This is a genomic window from Candidatus Phycorickettsia trachydisci (assembly GCF_003015145.1).
In the GTDB taxonomy this organism is placed as follows: domain Bacteria; phylum Pseudomonadota; class Alphaproteobacteria; order Rickettsiales; family Rickettsiaceae; genus Phycorickettsia; species Phycorickettsia trachydisci.
This window is the reverse complement of the sequence record NZ_CP027845.1, coordinates 653,749-673,643: the sequence shown is the minus strand read 5'-3', so window position 1 is coordinate 673,643 and position 19,895 is coordinate 653,749. Positions and strand designations below refer to the sequence as shown.

11 protein-coding genes and 2 tRNA genes are annotated in these 19,895 nt (G+C 34.5%); 4 read left to right on the top strand and 9 right to left on the bottom strand.

Annotation, left to right across the window (positions count from 1 at the left end):
• Position 1: 1 nt before the first annotated feature.
• Complete coding sequence (locus tag phytr_RS02930) at positions 2–1,912, top strand: TrbL/VirB6 family protein (protein WP_106874396.1); 1,911 nt, start codon at positions 2–4, stop codon at positions 1,910–1,912.
• 77 nt (positions 1,913–1,989) lie between these two features.
• On the opposite strand, the gene phytr_RS02925 is transcribed toward phytr_RS02930, so the two are convergent.
• Positions 1,990–2,442 (bottom strand): DUF6314 family protein, encoded by a 453-nt coding sequence (locus phytr_RS02925; protein WP_106874395.1) that lies wholly within the window; start codon positions 2,440–2,442, stop codon positions 1,990–1,992.
• A gap of 129 nt (positions 2,443–2,571) precedes the next feature.
• Here phytr_RS02925 and phytr_RS02920 point away from each other — a divergent pair.
• A tRNA-Asp gene (locus tag phytr_RS02920) sits at positions 2,572–2,648 on the top strand.
• A 21-nt stretch (positions 2,649–2,669) separates the two neighbouring features.
• Here the strand turns inward: phytr_RS02920 and phytr_RS02915 are convergent.
• From phytr_RS02915 to xseA, 5 genes are all read right to left on the bottom strand, one after another.
• Positions 2,670–4,283, bottom strand: a complete 1,614-nt coding sequence (locus tag phytr_RS02915) for a type II secretion system protein GspD (RefSeq protein ID WP_106874394.1) — start codon at positions 4,281–4,283, stop codon at positions 2,670–2,672.
• Between the two features lie 336 nt (positions 4,284–4,619).
• On the bottom strand, positions 4,620–5,984 hold the full coding sequence (locus tag phytr_RS02910) for a DNA repair protein RecN (RefSeq protein WP_106874393.1): 1,365 nt from the start codon (positions 5,982–5,984) through the stop codon (positions 4,620–4,622).
• Positions 5,974–6,780 (bottom strand): outer membrane protein assembly factor BamD, encoded by an 807-nt coding sequence (locus tag phytr_RS02905; protein WP_106874392.1) that lies wholly within the window; start codon positions 6,778–6,780, stop codon positions 5,974–5,976. Before phytr_RS02905 ends, phytr_RS02910 begins: the two co-directional genes overlap by 11 nt.
• Positions 6,781–6,798: 18 nt before the next feature.
• A tRNA-Leu gene (locus phytr_RS02900) sits at positions 6,799–6,883 on the bottom strand.
• 45 nt (positions 6,884–6,928) lie between these two features.
• A complete protein-coding gene (gene xseA / locus phytr_RS02895; RefSeq protein ID WP_106874391.1) occupies positions 6,929–8,290 on the bottom strand; it encodes an exodeoxyribonuclease VII large subunit in 1,362 nt (453 codons plus the stop codon).
• 112 nt (positions 8,291–8,402) lie between these two features.
• Here xseA and phytr_RS02890 point away from each other — a divergent pair, with 112 nt between their 5' ends.
• Positions 8,403–10,802 carry a VirB4 family type IV secretion/conjugal transfer ATPase gene (locus phytr_RS02890; RefSeq protein WP_106874390.1) on the top strand — a complete coding sequence of 800 codons (2,400 nt, stop codon included), beginning with the start codon at positions 8,403–8,405 and terminating at the stop codon, positions 10,800–10,802.
• Positions 10,780–17,283 (top strand): beta strand repeat-containing protein, encoded by a 6,504-nt coding sequence (locus phytr_RS02885; protein ID WP_106874389.1) that lies wholly within the window; start codon positions 10,780–10,782, stop codon positions 17,281–17,283. Before phytr_RS02890 ends, phytr_RS02885 begins: the two co-directional genes overlap by 23 nt.
• A gap of 23 nt (positions 17,284–17,306) precedes the next feature.
• Here phytr_RS02885 and phytr_RS02880 read toward each other — a convergent pair whose 3' ends face one another.
• From phytr_RS02880 to phytr_RS02870, 3 genes are all read right to left on the bottom strand, one after another.
• Complete coding sequence (locus phytr_RS02880; protein ID WP_106874388.1) at positions 17,307–17,519, bottom strand: DUF378 domain-containing protein; 213 nt, start codon at positions 17,517–17,519, stop codon at positions 17,307–17,309.
• A 169-nt stretch (positions 17,520–17,688) separates the two neighbouring features.
• Positions 17,689–18,513, bottom strand: a complete 825-nt coding sequence (locus phytr_RS02875; RefSeq protein WP_106874387.1) for a DUF1189 family protein — start codon at positions 18,511–18,513, stop codon at positions 17,689–17,691.
• 2 nt (positions 18,514–18,515) lie between these two features.
• Positions 18,516–19,895 carry a UDP-N-acetylmuramoyl-tripeptide--D-alanyl-D-alanine ligase gene (locus phytr_RS02870; protein ID WP_106874386.1) on the bottom strand — a complete coding sequence of 460 codons (1,380 nt, stop codon included), beginning with the start codon at positions 19,893–19,895 and terminating at the stop codon, positions 18,516–18,518.

The window sequence follows — 19,895 nt, the reverse complement described above, 5'->3', positions numbered from 1 at the left end:
GATGCAAAAATATATTAATAAAATTTTTGGACTTTTAATCATATGCTTGATGTATTTACCACTAGCGCATGGTGCATGCAGTAATTATACGAATATTGCGTCTACTATTGATCAGACATATTTAAAAGCTAAAACTCCTTATGGCTATGTTTATAATAGCCTAAATATTTTAGGCTCTCCTTGCAGCGCTTCAGATACGCAGATGCAATTGTATGTATATAATGATAGTACATATACTAGTAGCAATACTACAAAATATACTTTTAATGTTGGGCAACAGGTTCCATTAAATACTTTGGGCAGTCTTTTTACTCAAAGCATATTTTCTAATATTTCTCTTAGAGCAGATCTGCATAAAGAAACAAATCAACTGTGTTTGATTATGGATACAATTTATGGAGATTTGCCTCTTACTTGTCAACCTACGGCAACTGATTTTAAAGCTAATACTAATACCGCAAATAATACTTCGCCGCTTGCATGCTTTCAGTCCGATGCTTGTACGTTCAGTTTAGGTAATAGCCATAGTAAAGTTTTAATGAGCATCACAGGGTTGATGGTCGAATGTGTGAGAGATTCTTTGAATAATTTATTTTTTATGCCGGGTTTATGTGTCAACAATGGTAGTTTAAATTCATTTTATCAAGTGACAGATTATTTGCGCAAAACTATAGGTGCGTTACTGACTCTATACGTCATAGGTTATGGTATTAAGCTTCTAAGTAGTCATGGATTTCAGGATGGTCAGTATAGTTTCAATTTTTCTTGGGGCGATGCGATTATGCGAGTAATTAAAATGTTGCTTGTTGTATATTTTACCGTAGGAGTAAACGTATTTTCTGTTTTCAATACTAACATATCCAAGAATTTGCAAAACGGTATGATAGACATAGCTTTACCGCTTTTGCAAAAAACTACGACAGACCTTGCCAGTATTGTTTTTAGTGCTGGAAGAAGTAATGTAAATGGGGGTTTGTGTCAATTTGACCCAGCGACATATCCAGATGGATATACTTATTATGCTTTATTTGATGCCATAGATTGTAGGATAGGATATTACTTAGGTTATGGACTTATATATAATTCTATGCCTGCATCTACAAGAACTTCTCCTAATACTTTTGCTATTTTTAAAGTTATTACAGCTTTCCTATCGAGTAATCTGATACTTGTTGTTTTTAATGTGTTTTTTATTTACGTTTTTCTTAATGTTTTATTAGTGACTTTTGTAGGTACTTTTATAGTATATTCCGTAATGATTGCCGTGATGGTCTTTATATCGCCATTAATTATTCCTCTAGTGCTATTTGAAAAAACGAAAAATAGCTTTAATGAATGGTTCAAAATGACATTATCATTTGCTTTGCAGCCAGGTATTATGTCGGTTTTTATTGCCGTGATGTTTATGGTATATGATCAGGCAATATATGGTGATTGCATTTTTACTCAGTCCACATACCCTCTTGGTACTGCTAGAACTGTCGTAACATACGATATTAGTAGCACAAATACGGTAACCTGTAGCAAGAGCGTTGGTTGGAAATTATATCAGCTTTATACAGACAGTACTTATTGGCATACTAAATCTGGTCTATTTTGGTCTACTGATGTAGTAAAGACTGATTATACATTTACTTTGGCTTCTTTTAAATTAGCTATAATATCGTTTGTGATTTATAAAGTAGCTATGGCTGCTCAAGGTTTTGCCGCGAACGTTACTGGGGGTCTTAGTATACCTTTAGGAGGTTCTGGTGGTGGTGCTCAAGGTGGTGCTTCACAAGGTGGAGGTGGTGGAGGCGCTAAAGATAAAGCAAGTGCTCAGAATAAAGAGGGGGCGTCCGATAAGATTGGAACTAAAGGCGGAGGTGGTGCTCCACCTATGAGGGGAGGGGCTGCTGATAAGTTGACGTAGGGTAGATAATATATGTGTGGTACTTATTTATCTGATCATTTTTCCTTATATAATTTTGTTATTTTCTACAGTAATGTCTAAATCATCTTTAGAGGTAATTTTGTATACTCTGTAATGATTTTATAAGACTTAGATGGTCCTTTTACCGCATAAGTAAGTGTAAAATGGTCTTCTTTAAAAATGTACTGAGCTGTGTACTTATCTTTAATGCACAAATGTTCTCCCATCATTTTATCTATATCTAATATCTTTAATTCATAAAAAAATCTCCCATCATTAAAGTACTTAGATACAGATGGCTTTGTTGGGTCATATTTATATCGATATTTTTGTGTACCTGTATTGACTTTGCCACGAACATTAACGTTTACTTTTTCTGAATATAAAAGAAGATTAGTATCATCATGAGATGTAATAAACGTTCCGTGGCCTGTGATTTTAAGGTTTTCATGCTGAATTTGAGATATTATATTTCTTGTTATCTTCCAAATGCCTGGTAAACTCCTGAAAAGTGTGTGAAACGTTAGCATATAAACTTCTACATGGGGTTATGTAATAGAATAACATTAATATTTTGCTCATAGAAAAACAATAAAAATATTTAAATCAGTTCTTTGAAGTAGATCGAAAGGATGTTAGAATAACTAGGTGTTTTAATAGGGGGCATAGCTCAGTTGGTTAGAGCATCTGCCTGTCACGCAGAAGGCCGCGGGTTCGAGCCCCGTTGCTCCCGCCAATCAAAGTTTTATGAGTAATCTTACTCGTCAAATTCGACAATACTTGGTCTTGGTTCTAATATTTCACCTTCTTCATCCAATAAATATCTAGAGAAGTCAGGTTTTGCGGTTTCGCTATCAACTACAACCGGGCGGAGTAATAATACAAGCTCTTTTCTTTCGACATGCTCTTGTTTGGTTCCAAATATTCTTTCAAAGAATTTAATTTTTGTAGCTGGACCTGATCTGATCATTCTGACTGTATTCTGCATTAAACCTCCCACTACTATTATATCTCCATTACGAGCTTTAACTACCGTATCTGCCTCGCGTGTATCTACTGAAGCTAAAGGTATTGTAGATTCTTGTCCTGAGAGCTTAAAGCTTCTATCTTCTTCATTGATAGTAGTAACAGTAGGGTGTACGTGCATAATCACTTGGTTATTGTGAGTAATTGTTGGAGTTGCATCCAAAGAGATCCCTGAAAACATTGCTGTAAGTGTTGGGGTGGCAATTGCGTTATTTGTGTTGTTATTGTTATTATTGTTGCTACTAGAAGAGGTAGAACTTGTTACACCTGTAATATGATACTGATCTTCACCAAACTTAAATACAGCTTTTTGATTATTAAGTACAGATATTTTAGGGGAAGATAATACAGATACCTTACCTTGTGTTGCTAATGCCTCAATTGTTGATTTAAATGTATTTTGATTAGTTGCTTTTATAGTCATTCTAGATGATGGCATACTCATATCTAATTTTGAATTTATGGAATCTGAGCTAGTAAGTGTCATACCGCTTCTTAAAGTTTCTAAGATGTTCCAATCAATTCCGGTTGAGAATTCGTCAGACAAGGTTACTTCTAGGATTTTTGCTTCAATATGCACTTGCTTAGAACAAATTTTATTAACCTTGTTAATGAATTTTTCGACATTTTTCATAGCTTTAGGAAATGCGCTAACAACTATAATTCCGCTCTCCTTATATATGCTAAAGCTTGGTTCTCCATCCGAAGCCATCGGATTACTTGTTAGAGCAGTGTTAGTTTGTCCTACTACTCCTAGCAATATGTTAAGGTTTTGAGCTATATTGTTCCAAAAACTGTCTTCAGTTTGTGTTTGAATTGTTGTTTGTCCCGAGTTACTTCCTCCTGTAGAGCTTGATAAAGAACTTCCTCCTTGTATTGATGTTGTTGAGCTACCACTTCTTTTAAAGTTATGGTAATTAATCGTGAAAAATTTTGTTTTAAGAGTTTTGTAGTCAAGATTATAGCCAAAATTGCTTTTCGCATAACCTATATTATACAAACCACCTAATTGATCTAGTAAATCTTCTAAACATATATTGGAGTAATTGATGGTGAGTAGTAAATCAGGATTTTGAGTTATATTAATTTGGGTATTATAGATTCTGGAAAGTAAAAGAGACAAATTACGAAAAGTTAATTCTTTAAAATGTATATCAGCACGTTTGCAATAACGATGCTTAATGGCATTAATAGTCTCGATTGGCTTTGCTTCACCTTGAACTTCAGTAAAGGTTTGAAATTTGTTTAGATCTTGAATATTTTGGTTGAATTCCTTAGGAAATTTCTTATTACAACCAAATAGCAGAACTAATATTCCTAAAAATATTTTTAACTTATTGCGCATGTAAATAAATCATTTTACACCTATCTATTTGCAGCAGTATTAATTATGCTTGCAACCCACATGGATAATGACATATTAAATATGATTTTCAGTAAATAAATTAGCACTTTGAACAAAAAAAGATGCATTTATTTTAGCATATGATAAAGTTGCCAGATTTGTGCTAAAAGTTTGTTTCAAATATTATCCATAATTGACCTTATTGAAGGTTCTTTGAAGGTGAGATTATGTTATATCGGGTATTGGTTGTTCTATCGTATAATCAAGACTTTACAGATAGTAAATTTGAAAATATTCGTAAAAAAATAGAGTATTAAAGATTATTAATAAGATAAGTTATATGCAAATGATTTGATGGTTAATAGATAAAACACTTAGTTGCTTTTTTATAAAGTTTTCTATATTTTTTGAAGTTTGTTCTTGTTTAAAAAGAATAGTAGGTTGATTTGCTTTCTCCGTCAGTGCTAGTTTGATACTAGCAACAATATCGTTTTTCATATCAAGATCGAGTAGGACAAACTGGACATTATCTAGTTTTTTAGGTATTGCTTCGATATTGATCTTAAATATTTCATTGCTTGCGATTTGGCCTACATATTGTTCCAAATCTTTGGCTGTTTTTTGACGTTTTTGATTTAAAAAAGATGCTTGTTTTTGATATTTTATGAATAACTCATTGTTGTAAGACGATTGTTCATTTTTTTCTTGTGTATATTTCCTTAATTTTTGTAGTTTTAATAAGCTTTCTTGGAAAAACAAGTGCAAACAATTTACATCTACTTGGTGTTTTCTTGCTAATGTCCTGATCTCAAATAAACGCTCTTCAATTTCAAAAATTTGATGTTCTAGGCTTGATTCATATACTTTGTTCTGCAGGATTTTTTTACAAGCATCTAAATTTATCAAAGACTGTTCCAAATGATTCAAGGAACTTGTCAGGGATTCTTCTTGGCCTAGTATTTTTGATACCTGGGCAAAAGATTCATTTAAATCAACTTGACTAAGGTGTTTTAAAGCAGATTTAATTAATTTTTGGTTAGATATAGTTTTTTGTAACTCTTTAATTTCTTCTAATAACACTTTCTCTTCATTAGGTCTAACTCCTGCTTGACTTAGATCATTTATGGCAGATTCTAAATATTCTATTTCTTCTTGAATACTCTTTTCTGATAAGGTTAAGCTTTCAAGTTTTAAGATACCATCTTGCCATTGATTATATAATTTATTAATTTCTTGTTTATATATTTCTAACTTACCATAACGATCAAGAATATCGGCATGATTGGTGGGGTTGCTAAAATCTATGCCAAATGTACAATTTTCTAATAATTTTGAGGTGATTTCTTTAATCATATGGTGAGTTACTTGCTGATCATTAATAAAAAAAGATGCCTTTTTATCTATTTTTTGGTACCTTTTAATTATTATTGTGTCATCATGCTCAATTCCGTTATCTTCAAATATTTGCTTTAAAGAAGGCACTTTAGATGTATCAACTTCAGAAGTTAAAGTGCAGCTGTTTTTACCTTGTTGAATATAGTCGTAGCCATTTAAGTTGTATCCAAAGCAGAGTAAAATAGCATCTAGTATTAACGATTTTTCAGCCGCTTTTTTATTATTTAGAGCAGATACCCCATCTGTAAAATCGATATATACAGACTCGACAATTAAAAAGTTCTTGACCGATAAATTAAGTATCATCCTTTAAGTTAGGCTTAATTCGAGCTTTTTGAGCCCATATGCTGTCAGGAAATTTATTAGTGAGTCTATTTGCATAATAGGATGCTTCATCCTTCAAGCCAAGAGAGAGGGTAGCTTCATATAGTCTAAATAACGCTTCGCTTTGATGGATACTATCTGTTGAAGCTATTGGTAAAAATCTATTGATTGCTGCTATAGGGTTATTGCGTCCAATCATGTAGTACTTACCTATGTACATCTCCCGTGCATTTATATAGTCATCTATAGTACTTAATTTTGCTCTTATATCGTCCCTGTGTTTACTGTAAGGGAATTTATCCAATACCTCTTCCAAAAAGTTTTTAGCATCTAAAGTGTCATTTTGATCATAATATATGTCATGTATATGTTCAAAAGCTGCATTAGCTCTTAGATAATACGCCCATTCAATTTTATAATGGACAGGATGTAAAGAAATAAAATTATCTAAAATGTCAATACAATCTTTGTAGTCTCCTTGTAAGTAATATGAATATGCTTCCATTAGTTCAGCGTATGGAGTTATTTGTCCCCCGGGTTCTTCATAATAAATGTTTGCAAATTTTTCTGCCGCTTTTTTGTACTTTTTTTTGTTCAACAATTCAACGCCTTCTTGATAGGTACTCTTCTGATTAGAGGTGGAAGGACCTTCCAAGGTGCCTACCGTATATAAAGTAGAGTCTGGTGTAATGTTACTTGAAGCATATTTTTTGATTTTAGTGCAGGATGCTAAGAAACATAGAGACAGTAATAGATAAAGACCTTTAGATTTCAACATACTTAATTACTCTTTTATTGGTACCTCTGACTGGACTTGAACCAGCACGCTTAAAAAGCAGCAGATTTTGAGTCTGCCATGTCTACCATTCCACCACAGAGGCATAACGCGTTCCACAACATATGATTTGGTATACAGCTATTTAGGATCAATTCTTCACATTAACATCTGCAATAATTGACCCATCTTGAAATTGCATCTCTACTTGAGTGCAATTATCAAATTCCTTTTTATAACTGATAATTCTATCATCTTGTTTGATGATAGCAAAGCCCCTTTTGAGAACATTTTTTATATCTAAAGTTTCAAGTAGTGATTGATGTAAGTTAATCTCGGCTGTTTTTTTGTCCAAAAATATGGTGATTTCATGTTTCAGCTTAGTTTCTTGGCCTTTTAATGTCAGATTTAGGTTAGATAAAAAGTATGACAGATCAATTGAAGAGACATCTATTTTAGACAATTCAAGATGTTTAATTTGAAAATATTTATCAGGTAGTTCTAAAAGAGCAAAGCATAAATCATCAAGCCTTTGTTGTTTTTGGGATATAAATATATCAAGATCTAGACTACCTCTGTAAGCTGCAAGCAATTTTTCTTTATTATGAAAATAATTTTTAAGTCCTTCTATTAAAATATTTATATAGTTGTTCAGACTAAATTTGAGATCTTTTAATACTGGTACAGCAAATTCTGCAGCTGCAGTGGGAGTAGGGGCTCTGACATCTGCAACAAAATCAATTAGGGTAAAATCTGTTTCATGTCCCACCGCAGAAATGATGGGTATCTGGGAACTAAATACAGATCTTACTACTACTTCCTCATTAAATGCCCATAAATCTTCAATAGAGCCTCCTCCTCGTGCTACAATTATTACGTCAGGACGTAGTTCTCCTGCTTGAGCGTTAAAGTTGTTAATAGCATCAGAAATTTCTTTAGCAGCATTTTCTCCTTGGACTGTTACTGGCCAGATAAGTACCTGCGAAGGAAAACGATCACTAATACGGTGTATTATGTCTTTTATAACAGAACCTGTGATAGAAGTAACAACTCCTATAGTTTTGGGTAAAAATGGTAAAGGTTTTTTGTAAGCCTTATCAAATAATCCTTCCTTTTCGAATTTTTCTTTACGCTCTGCCAGTATCTTCATCAAATTACCAATGCCAGAGATTTCTACTTTATCAACGCTCAATTGATATTTGGATTGACCTGCGTAAGTAGAAATTTTGCCAACAGCAACTACTTCAACGCCATCTTCTAGTTTGATATTGATTTTACTCATGGCTGATCTCCAGCAGGTACAGGCCAGAACTGCTCCTTCATCTTTTAGATTAAAATAACCATGCCCAGATGCGGCAATTTTTAAGCCTGATATTTCGCCTTTAACCCTTACATAACCAAGGTTTGCCTCAATAATTGTTTTAATCTCACTTGAGATTTGACTAACAGAATATTCGTATTCATGAAAAAGGCTTGGGCCATCAGATAATTTAGCAGTTTCAAATAGAGTCATAACTTTTTCGTAACAGTTGAGAAGTTATTTTTATTATCAGCCATAAGTATCATAGCAATTACGGCTGCAAGTGATATTAATATTATTTAAACATCTATTCGTGTTTTATACAATGGAAAAAAATATTTTTGATAAGGTATTTAAGGATCTTGACCTAAGTTATTTCATACCTATGGTTAGTCATTATGATGAACAGACCTTATTAACTAAGAACGGCAGATTAATACAAACTATAGCAATTAAGGATGTGCATCGTCTTGGAAATAAAATTACGGGTTTATACGACGTTAGGACTGAGTTGCGTAAATCAATAGATCAGCACGTTAAAAATAATCAGGTTGCAATTTGGATTTCTACGGTTAGAAAGGAAGTTGATTTTTCTGATGATGTTACCTATGAAAAACAATTTGCTCGAGATTTAAAAGATGCTTGGGATAATAAAAATTATCTTAAAAAAAGACTTGTAAATGATCTTTACATAACTATCGTATATCAACATTCCCCTTTGCACTTAACTGATTGGCAGAAATTTATCAATTCTCTGGATGCTGGATTTATTTGTGATCTTCATACCGAAAGATTAGAGTTGGCACACGAAGATTTGAATCGAATCGTAGATTTGATGTTATATGATCTGAGGATGTTTGAAGCTAAAAAGCTAAAAGTTACCTTTGAAAATGGTAAATATGTATCCCCTTTTAGTGCTTTTTTAGGGCGGATTATATATTTTGACAGAGTTGATATAGATCTGAAAGATATGGATCTAGCGCTTGATGTTGCTCCTACTAAATACGTTATAGGACATGATACTTTAGAAATTCATAAAAATGATGTAGCAAAGCATGTGGCAATTATAGGACTAAAGGAATATCAGGAGGTATCTCCATCTCAGCTTCATTATTTATTAGGTCTTAACTGCACAATGGTAATTAATGAGCTTTTTTCTATAATACATAAAGACGATGCGCAAAAACCTTTGAAAGAACTAGATTATTTGTCAGGTTTGAGAGAAGATGCTTCTTTAATACAAGCTGTAGGAATTAGAGAAATTACTTCTGAGAATCATGAAGAGCAATTTTGTACTCACCAGATTAATATTTCTATCACAGAATCTGATTTAGAAACTTTAGAAAAAAATGTTTCTAAGGTAGCCGAAGCTATGGCCAAGATAGGCTTAATATGCGTAAAAGAAGACGTTGACATAGAATATGCTTTTTGGTCAAGAGTTCCAGCAAATTTTCAGTTGATTAAACGCAATCAGACAGTACTTAAGAAATATATAGGTGCTTTTTCTTGTCTCTATGCTCTTCCTGGGGGAAATTATGAAAATGTATGGGGTAAGCCTTTGGTTAATTTTGCTACCAATAAAGGTAGTATTTATTTCTTTAATTTTCATCCCAATGATGTGGGGCATACATTGGTTTTGGGTGCTAAGAATAGTGGTAGGACTACGTTAGTAAATTTTTTATTTACTATGTCCATGAAATATAAGCCAGAAGTGCTATATCTTGCTAGTCATTTTAAGAGCAATGCTCTAATAGAAGTTCTGGATGGTAAAATTTGTGATCATCTATCTCTACCCAATCCTCTTTTGTTTTTAGATGAAGAAGAGTTGTTTGAATTTTTGAGTATTGCTTGTAATTTGCAAAAAATGTCGGACGAAGAGAGTGATATTTTACTACAAGTTGTGCAATCCGTACCAGAAATGCCTGTAGAACAAAAGTTTTTAAAGAATTTAGCTACTCTTGAAGTATTAAATACTCCAGCTGCTAAAAGAATTAAGGATACCCTAGAATTATTTACAACTAGATACAAAGATTTGTTTTCTAACAGTATTACAGACTTTGATTTGGATTATATTTGCTATTTTGACTTAAGTTTTTTCACTGAAGCTGATTTTGAGAAAAAGAATTATCCAAAAGAAGAGAGATATGTTCATCAATATCGGGAAGATCTCAAAAAACATCATGCCTTGAGAGGAGCTGTGATGTTTTTATTTTTCAAATTTTTTGCTAAGAGAAATTCTCCGAATCGTAAGAAAATTTTAGTGATATCTGATCTAGATGATCTTATAACAGAAAAATATTTAGCAGCAGTATATTTAACAGAAGCTTTTGAAGAAATGCAAAGGCAAAATGGAATAATTCTAATGTCTGTGGATTCCGGTCAAATGGATCCAGCAAGTGATCTATGGGCCACTATTGTTGCAAACGTAGCGACGAGATTTTTACTATCGGGAGAGAATTTAATACAAAATATTGCTGAACTGATGAATTTTACTGAAGAAGGAGAGGAAGTGTATAGAGCTCTTCCACCTAAAGGAAATTATTTTTTAATCGAGCAAAAAGATTTTATGGTTAGTGCTGATTTGAATTTAGTTGATTATCCAAAATTACTAAAAGTCTTGTCCCTAAATGCCAATGATTACGCTGATTATACTCAAATTCGTAGCTTGAGGCTTAACAAAGAAGAATTTTTAAATAAATTGTATGCAGCTTTCGAGATTGAGTAAATTTATTTTTATATCTCTTCTACTCTGCTTTAGCAATGCTCAAGCAAGCTGGTGGAGCAAATTTGTTAATGCACTAACAAGCCTCGTTACTCCCGTAACAACCCCCACATACTATTTCGGAGATCCTAATCATCCTGGTGTCAATGGCAGAACATGTGTTGGAAGTGCGTGTACTGACAATAATAGAGTAATAACTCCAAACTATATGAAGATTCTGCCACCTTATAACAGAAAAGCAGGTAGAGGGCCTACAGGGCGAGAAGCTAATTGTTTATATCGATATGGCATTGCTGATAAATTTGAGGTAAATCAATGGACGTGTGCTGAAGACCCTGGAAGTAATTCTACTAAGATTAAGCTGAGAAATTTGGTATGTTTTGGTGGATGTTGGGCTGAAACTTTTCAGCTAGACGGATTAAAGGGAGAATGTAATTTTTTCAGTACAAAGTACTTAATTACTACTAAAAGAGTGTGTGCTCGTATTGCTTCTCCTTCAAGTGATGGGTTTGCGGCTGATCCTGGATACATGCAAGGCACCGATCCTGTGTATGGGACCAGAGGTCAACATTTGGATACTTATGGAGTAACACAATGGGATGATTTAGTAGCAGATCGGACGGGTGCTCAATATTCTATTTTAAGGCCTAAAATTTGTGCTTATGACGATCCTTGGGTCTTAGATCTATGGACTGTACTAGATCCAAACATTTTAAAATCTTCCGTAAATCCTATAGTTTATGGCAACTTTTCCTTAAGTGATTTAGTAAGCGCCATAAAGGGATTTTTGTTGGGGGGGGCGATTAATGCTGTTTTTCAGCATATTCCTCTTGACCTTTTCGATATTAATCCAGTAATGCAACCATTTCATGGAGGTTCTGCAGTCCAAAGTCCAATTGCAACTATGTTATTAACTTTATTGCAATTATGGCAACAATGTCAATTGGGAACTGGGTTTAATATGGCTGAAATTATAGTTTCAATGTTAGCTTCTTCAATGGGTGCTAATCAAAAAACCTTAAAAGTAATAGGTAAACTTTTTGAGGTATGGGCTATATTTCTTACACAAGAGACTTCATTCTGGATAATGATTTTACAAAATAATAGTCAAGTTAATAAATATGCTGATGCGAATTATGGTTGCATCAATTTTCCTCTAGGAGATTATCCTCCAAATTATTGTCCTACTTCAGCGAGTATAGTGACTGGCTTATTGGATTCTATCTGTTCTACAGATCCAAAAGGAAATTTATACCAAAATTGCTACGGTCTGACAAGCGCCCAAACTAATCAAACCACTCCATATACATTATGCAGTCCAATAACTTGTGTACACAGTAATTTTGACAATAATTTCTTAAATAACACGGTGCGTATAGGATATACTCATCCTGTTCAGGCTTGTTCGGGTAATGTGACTAAAAATTGTGTGAATATTTCCCTATCTCTTACTAGAACTAGCGCTTTGGCAAATAATAACCTGGTCTTGGGTTCCGCATTGAGCTTATCACAAGTTGGTAATATTACAATTAATTCGGGAAAGCAGTATAGGGTTTTATATCAAGTGCTAGATTCATCTATGACTAATATTGTGGAAGTTTCGAATTACTATTATGTCGATCTACCAGATTGTGGAAGTACAACTAATACTAATGGATATACGCCTCCTAGTAGTATGGGTTCAGTGGTCCAATCAACACAATTTTGTCAAAGCATTTGGGGAGTTGATGTGGGTGAATATTCGGATAGTTTTAACCTTTCAGTTACCGCAACTACAACAGCCCCAACAGGACCTTTATCTACCTCTAGTTCTCCAGTTTCTTTACCTTATGTAGATGTATACACTGGAACAAGCTCCAGCAACAAATTTTATATTCAAATAGATCAAAATACAGAGGATTATAGTCATGTTTGTGCTTATCAAACATTCCCTGGTACTACTTATCCTGATGTTAAATTAGATTGTATTGATCGTGTCGACATTCCTACGCCGAGCATTACATCTTGTAGTACAGCAACCCATATATCACCATGTGCTACTGTAACGTGGAGTGCTAAAGGTAAGAGTGGTACTCCTTATAACGCAACTGCTACAATGACGGTGCCGCAATTTACTTCAGACTGGTCTTCTTTACCTTCTGATCCAGTTTTATATCTTGGTGGGGCTTCCTTTACTACTCACGTTGTAGATACAAATAACCTTACCATACCTTATCAACCAACTACTTCAAGCGATAATCGTATAGTAAGCTACAGCGGTAATACTATGTATGACTCTATGTGGGGCAATTATTTAAACAGCGCTATGCCATCTTCATCATGTGATCAAGATACATGTGCAATATACTTAAATGGTTTGGAGTATATTGGGGGGCATTACGTAAGGGGAGGATCTTATCTGTGTATAGATAATACAAAAGGTTGTCAAAACGATACGACTCAGTGTATTTTAGCAAATAATTATACTGCTCTTGACGGTAGTTCAACTTGGACTAGTATCAGTCCTAGTGATCGGGTAAGCCCAAGTGCAACTACTCCTAGTTTGTCTTCATCTGATTACTATAATTATGGCGATAATACTTCCGTACCGTTAGGTCAAAATGTCCGTAGCAAGATAGGTTTAGAAAATTCTAGTGCATGTATTACCGTGCCTCCTGCAACGTGTGCCGTTTCAAGCGATAGTGTTACATATATGGCTACATGGCCTGCAGCTAGTAGTGCTGGAGCATTAGCAACCGGAAGTTGTGTGACTAATTATATACCTGTAGATTCGAGTTTAATGACTAGATATTGCTTTTTACAATCAACGGGAATAACCACTTGGGATACTAATAGCACAAGGGTTTCTAGTACTTTTGGTGGTTGTGTGGCTGGTTGTATTTATAATATTAGTCTTTCTCCTTCAAATGGTTCATCTCTTAATGGAGGAGGGAAGATCACTGTTCAAAACAATTCCACCAGCACGAAAAGTGTTGATGGGGGAACTATAGTACTTAGCACAGGTAGCGCTGGTACTAATACTATAACTAGTAGTGGTACTAATACCATGACGATTAATTTCACGTTGCCATTTACTTCATCTCAAGCAGATCTTTATTTCACTAGCGTGCAATTTGCTGATTATATCCAAATTCTTGTAAATGGTACTCAAATTACTACAGATAGCTCTACCATAGCATACAATGGTACAAGCTATCCCCTTTGGACTTCTGCCTCAACTGACGTTGGTGGTTGGCGTAACTATACTACCTTGGATTCTAACTTAAGTAACTTGAATGCAGCTCTATTAAATAACTTAAAGGTTGAATCTAATACGATTACGATTAACGCAAAAACAGTTGGTGGAGGTGGATTTTATATAACTATGGCATACAATCAGCTTTGCTACAGTCAGTGTAGTAGTGATGGTGCTGGTTATGCAACATGGACTCAGACTGCTGTAGGTGGCATTTCAGCTGGTACGTGTAATTCTGGATATATTGCACTAGATTCAACCAAAATGACTAGGTACTGTGCTTTATCTAGCAGTGCTGGAGTTTTGGATACGGTATCTACGGTAAGTTCTACGGTTAGTGGTACATCTAGTAATTCTAGTAAGGGAACAAGTTTTGGAGGTTGTGTGTATGGAACTTGTGCTGCTGTTACATCGGCTAATTCTTCTACAGGTTATGCTACGTGGTCGAGCGCAAGTTATGGATCATCATCAACGGGTAGTTGTATGACGAATTATGTACCTGTTAACACAGGTAAAATGACCAGATCATGTGCAATTGTGAATAATGCTGTGACACTTGAAACCATCAATGCCAATGGTGCTACGACAAGTGGGAATTTTGCTGGTTGTATTTTAGGAAATTGTGCTGGTGAGACCGCTGGTAATGCTACTTGGCCGTCATCCACAATAAATGCTTCATCAACCGGCACATGTAACACTGGATATATTTCAGTCAATTCTTCTAAGATGAGCAGATTGTGCTCCATAACAAACAATGTCGCAGCTCTTGAAACCATAAATGCTAACGGTGCAACATCAAGTGGAAACTTTGCTGGTTGTCAATCTGGTTGTTCTAATGATAGTGGAGGTAATGCGACCTGGACAACTGTAACTACCGGAAACAACTCAGTTGGTACTTGTAGTAGCGGTTACACAGCTGTGAGTTCATCATATATGCGTAGATCTTGCAGTCTTGTAAATGGTTTAGCTCAACTTGATGCCCTGACGAATGGAACTTCAACTAATTTCTACGGTTGTTTATCTACCTGTATTGCTCTTAGCCCTACTGCAACACCAGGTGGAAGTAATACTGCAACGGTTACTCCGAATAGTAACGGTAATGGAGGTAAAATAGTATTCGCCAGCACTGGCTCGACTTCTACTAGTTTTGTAGCTTTTTCAAGTGCTGGAACATATACTTTTACTGCTAATTTTAATATACCTAGCGGTATAAGTCTTTCTCAAGTAGGGATATATTTTACTACGTTAAAATATAATGATTATATTAGGATTTCAGTAAATGGCACTCAGATTACTACTGACACTAATACAATTAATGGTTATGTACTTTGGTCTAGCGGTTCTAGTGATGTACTAACTTACCAAGACTACACTACTCTTGATCCAAATTTTACTAATTTGAATGCTGCAATATTAGCTAATTTAAAAATTGGTCAAACAAATACTATTACTATAACAGTTAAAGCGATTTCTAATATAAGCGCTTATCTTTATGCAAGTCTTGGATATAATACAACCTGTTATCCTCAATGTGCTGCGGATACAACCGCAGATGTGACAAGTGGTTATGCGACATGGACAGCAGCGCCTGTTGGAGCTGTAGCTACAGGTACTTGTGGAAGTGGTTATACCCCAGTAAGTTCTAATATGGCCAGAACTTGTAATTACGTCAGTGGCGTATCTCAATTAGAGACTTTAGCGAGTGATGGTACTTCAAATAATTTTGATGGTTGCATAACTAACTGTATCTCTTCTACACCTACAGTGTCTGGAAATATTACAGGAACAGTGACTCCAGATAGTACCGGTACTGCAGGTACTATAGTATTCATGAAGAATCCCATAGCTGCTGGAACAGGTAATACTGGTACAGTTAGCTTTAATATACCTACCGGTGTAAACCTATCTCAAGTTAGTATGTATTTTACTGTGTTAGAATATAATGATTATCTTCGTATCTCAGTAAATGGTGTTCAAGTTACTAATGACAATGCTACGATTAATGGTTATTATGTTTGGTCTAGTACTGCTGGTGATGTACTGGTTGCACAATATTACAATACTCTTGACCCAAATTTTACCAATTTGAATGCTGCAATCATATCTAACTTAAAATATGGTGCGAACACCATTACTATAACCATGAGAGGAGTTGGTTCTACAACTGGTGGTACTACTGGTATAAATCTTTCTTACAATTTACCTTGTGTATGCGGCGTAGATTCGAGTGCAGATGTAACAAGTGGTTATGCAACATGGACAAGAGCCACTGTAAATAGTACATCAACGGGAACTTGTGGGAGTGGCTTTGGTGCTATAAATAGTTCTAAAATGAGCAGAACATGTAATGTAGTAAATAGCATACCTCAATTAGATACGATTACAAATGGTACTTCAACTAATTTTTCTGGTTGTGGTTGCGCTGCAGTAACAACAGCATCTAGCACTAGTGGTTACGCAACTTGGCCAGTTACTTCTATCGGGAGTCTTTCTACTGGTACTTGTGCTAGTGGATATAGTGAAAATGGCTCAATGACTAGGTATTGTCAAACCAATGGTAGTAGCGCTTATCTTGATACAGTATCCACTACAGCAACTGATTTGTATAGCGGAACGTCTAGTAATTCCACACATGGAGCTAGTTTTGAAGGATGTACAAAAGATGAAGTATATGATTTCCATTATTATGTCACAAATAATAGTTGGACAGGATGTGCTCTCAATATCTATAGTGATACTACCACGTATGCTCCCTATTACTGGGTGCATATGAATACTTGTTGGGGTACAGGACAAAATGGTATTAATGCAACTAGTACCAATGACTATAGGATAACTTTTTATGTTGCAACTGAAGCTGCAAAACAATATGTTTCAATGGATTACTTGCAGTTTAATGATTATGTGAGAATTTATATGAGTAATGCTAGTACTTATTCTGGTAGCTTAAATAGTAGTACTTGGACTCAAATAACAAGTGACAGCACAACCTTTAGTGGTTATGCACTTTATTCCACTTCTAATACTGATACAGTTTGGCGTGATTATAAAAATGCTCCAGGGGGCATTGGCAGTTTAACAACTGCAATTCAAAACAATCTGGTGGCTGGAGCATATAATACAGTTAGGGTATATTTAAGGGTAGTGGGTGGTGGAGGAATAAACTGGGGTATGAAATTCTACAGTCCATATAACACACTTCCGTGGACGGGAGCTAAGGCTACAGTGAATACTGAGACTGGTCCGTAAAAATTATTAGAGCACACTTTATACTAAACATATTTTTTGATTACGTGAAACAATGAGGATATACCGCTTAATCCTACAACGATATAAACAATCTGCGTTATTAGGCTTCCTTCGCCTAAAAGTGCTGATACTAGGTTAAAATCTAGTAGTCCTACAAGACCCCAGTTAACGGCTCCAACTGATGCCAACAAATAAGATATAGATTTGACTAATTCTGAAGTTTGGTTTTCTGCCATAAATTTTACCTATAAATTAAGCTAAATGTAAAGTACTTATATATAGCATTAACGTAAAGCTATATATCATTATTTATCATAATCTTATTTTATAGATTTGTAAATTGTAAAATAATATTTAGAAAAGCTAGAACGGTACTAAAGAGAATTAATGCCTGGTTTTGTGTTGCTATTCATAAGCTTTTTCAGCTTTAAGTATAGCTATAGTTGCTAAAGAAAAGTTTAATATTGTGTAGTAGCTGAATAGTTGTAAGGGTATGAGTAGCTGAATTGCTGAAATTCCTGCAATTGCAAACATTATTGTGCGGATACAGTTTTGCAAATCTTTGTTTAAGATAAATTTCACGACAAAACTAATAATTGCAATTAGAAAAATATAGCGTGAAAAAGTAACGCTAGCGAAAACAAAGCAAATTGCAAAAAAAATTCCGCTCCATATTTGGTACTTAAACTCACTGATATAAAAACCTATCAAAGTTTTTAATCTATCTCCGTTGATTACGGAAGGTTTAGTATCAATTTTGTAGTACGGTATAATATAAGGCTTTTCACTTGAGTTAATTATTAAATTTTCTTTTGAAAGTACTATTAAGCTGCTTTGCGACCAGTCGTTTTTGCCTGATGAGGTGATACTTAGTAATTTTTGTGTTTCATCAAAAGGATTTGCTATGTCAAGTGCCTCATCTTTTTCTATAGCAATGCTTTTGCCATCATATTGAATTGTTGGAAACTGCGTAAAAAAACTTTGAAGCAGGCTACTATAATAGTTTTGCTGATCGTATTTTAAGTAGTTCACTATTTGCTGCAGATCAATAAACAATATAGTGGATTTGATAATGCTTGCTATAAGTAGACAAGATAGAAAGTATTTAAACCCAAAGCCTTGAAAATTTTTGTATATTTTCTCGTAAAATTTAACTGAAAATAGAGACAAAAATAAGTTGCAAATTAATAGCTTCCAGATATTTAAATATTGATTTAGCTTAGCTGTCATCTTTAATTTTTTAAAAAATCAACGGCCTGGTGTAAATTTGTCGACTTTGACCCTTTAAATAATAGCACATCTCCATCTACAATTAAATCATGTATTGAAGCAAGAAGTTTATTGGTATCTTGAAAAAAGTGCTTCTCAATGCCCTCTACGTGATCATATAAATGTTTCATCATTTCTCCAACAGCGATAAACTTATATGCGCCAGATTTTATAAGCGTTGGCTTTAAATTTTGATGAAATGTTAAGGAATCTTTTCCTAACTCAAGCATATCCGACAATACTACAACTTTTTGTTCAGATTGGAAATGTGCAAAATTTTCTAAGGCAGCACTAGTAGATCCAGGGTTTGCATTAAAAGCATCATCTATTATTTTGAAAGACTTATCGAACTTTGTAACAGATATGATTTTACCTCTCCCGTCTATATTTTTTAAATCTTTAAAAGATGTTAAAACTTTATCTAAATCAAGTTCTAGATGCATGCAAGCCAGAATAATCGCAAGAAAATTAGCGGCATTATGTTTTCCTATGACCCCAGTGGTATAGTTGAGTATCATATTCCCAACCTGGATTTGTACTTGAGCTAAAGAGTTATCGAGTAATTTATAATCAAGTACGGCTGCATCTACTTGAGATTTTTCTCCTCCAAAATATAGAAGTTTTTGTATGCCATTTAATGTTGCTTCCTTTTGAATAATCTCCAAACATTTTGTATCTAATGATTTATTGATGATACCTATGGCGTTAGGTAAGGTGCCTTGGAAAATTTGAGCTTTTTCATAAACCAGTTCGTGAAAAGAAGAAAAATTTCCTATATGTGCAGATAGAACATTTGTGATTATGGCTATATCAGACTTGACTAATTGTGCTAAAGGCTTAATTTCATCTAAATGATTTGTGCCTATTTCCATCACAACGTATTCAGCATCCAAGGGCAGGGATGCAAGAGTTAGGGGTACTCCCAGGTAGTTATTAAAACTTGCTTGACTGCACGTAGATTTTGCAAATTTTGATAAAATTTGCGTTAAGTAGAATTTAGTCGAAGTCTTGCCACAACTGCCTGTAATAGAGATAAATTTAGCTTTTGACTGCCTGCGTCTGAAAGCGGCCAGAGATAAAAGAGCTTGGTATGTATCTTCAACAATTATAATTTTTTCAGTTTGTTTTAATTTTGAAGGAATATGGCTAGCAATTACAAAGCTTGCGTCTCGTTTCAAGGCATCTTCAATATAGTTATGCCCATCTGTTTTTCCTCCTTTAAGTGCTATAAAAATATCTCCAGGCTTGATTTCCTTGGAGTTAGAACTCACAGGACCTCCATCAAATCCTATATCTTGGTTTAGTGCTAAAGATAGGTCTTCCTTACTCCAAATGTATTTCAT

Coding starts and splice junctions, on each gene's coding strand:
- phytr_RS02930 (WP_106874396.1), top strand. CDS start 2: ATGCAAAAATATATTAATAAAATTTTTGGACTTTTAATCATATGCTTG.
- phytr_RS02870 (WP_106874386.1), bottom strand. CDS start 19,895: ATGAAATACATTTGGAGTAAGGAAGACCTATCTTTAGCACTAAACCAA.
- phytr_RS02885 (WP_106874389.1), top strand. CDS start 10,780: ATGCAGCTTTCGAGATTGAGTAAATTTATTTTTATATCTCTTCTACTC.
- xseA (WP_106874391.1), bottom strand. CDS start 8,290: ATGACTCTATTTGAAACTGCTAAATTATCTGATGGCCCAAGCCTTTTT.
- phytr_RS02875 (WP_106874387.1), bottom strand. CDS start 18,513: ATGACAGCTAAGCTAAATCAATATTTAAATATCTGGAAGCTATTAATT.
- phytr_RS02905 (WP_106874392.1), bottom strand. CDS start 6,780: ATGTTGAAATCTAAAGGTCTTTATCTATTACTGTCTCTATGTTTCTTA.
- phytr_RS02925 (WP_106874395.1), bottom strand. CDS start 2,442: ATGCTAACGTTTCACACACTTTTCAGGAGTTTACCAGGCATTTGGAAG.
- phytr_RS02880 (WP_106874388.1), bottom strand. CDS start 17,519: ATGGCAGAAAACCAAACTTCAGAATTAGTCAAATCTATATCTTATTTG.
- phytr_RS02915 (WP_106874394.1), bottom strand. CDS start 4,283: ATGCGCAATAAGTTAAAAATATTTTTAGGAATATTAGTTCTGCTATTT.
- phytr_RS02910 (WP_106874393.1), bottom strand. CDS start 5,984: ATGATACTTAATTTATCGGTCAAGAACTTTTTAATTGTCGAGTCTGTA.
- phytr_RS02890 (WP_106874390.1), top strand. CDS start 8,403: ATGGAAAAAAATATTTTTGATAAGGTATTTAAGGATCTTGACCTAAGT.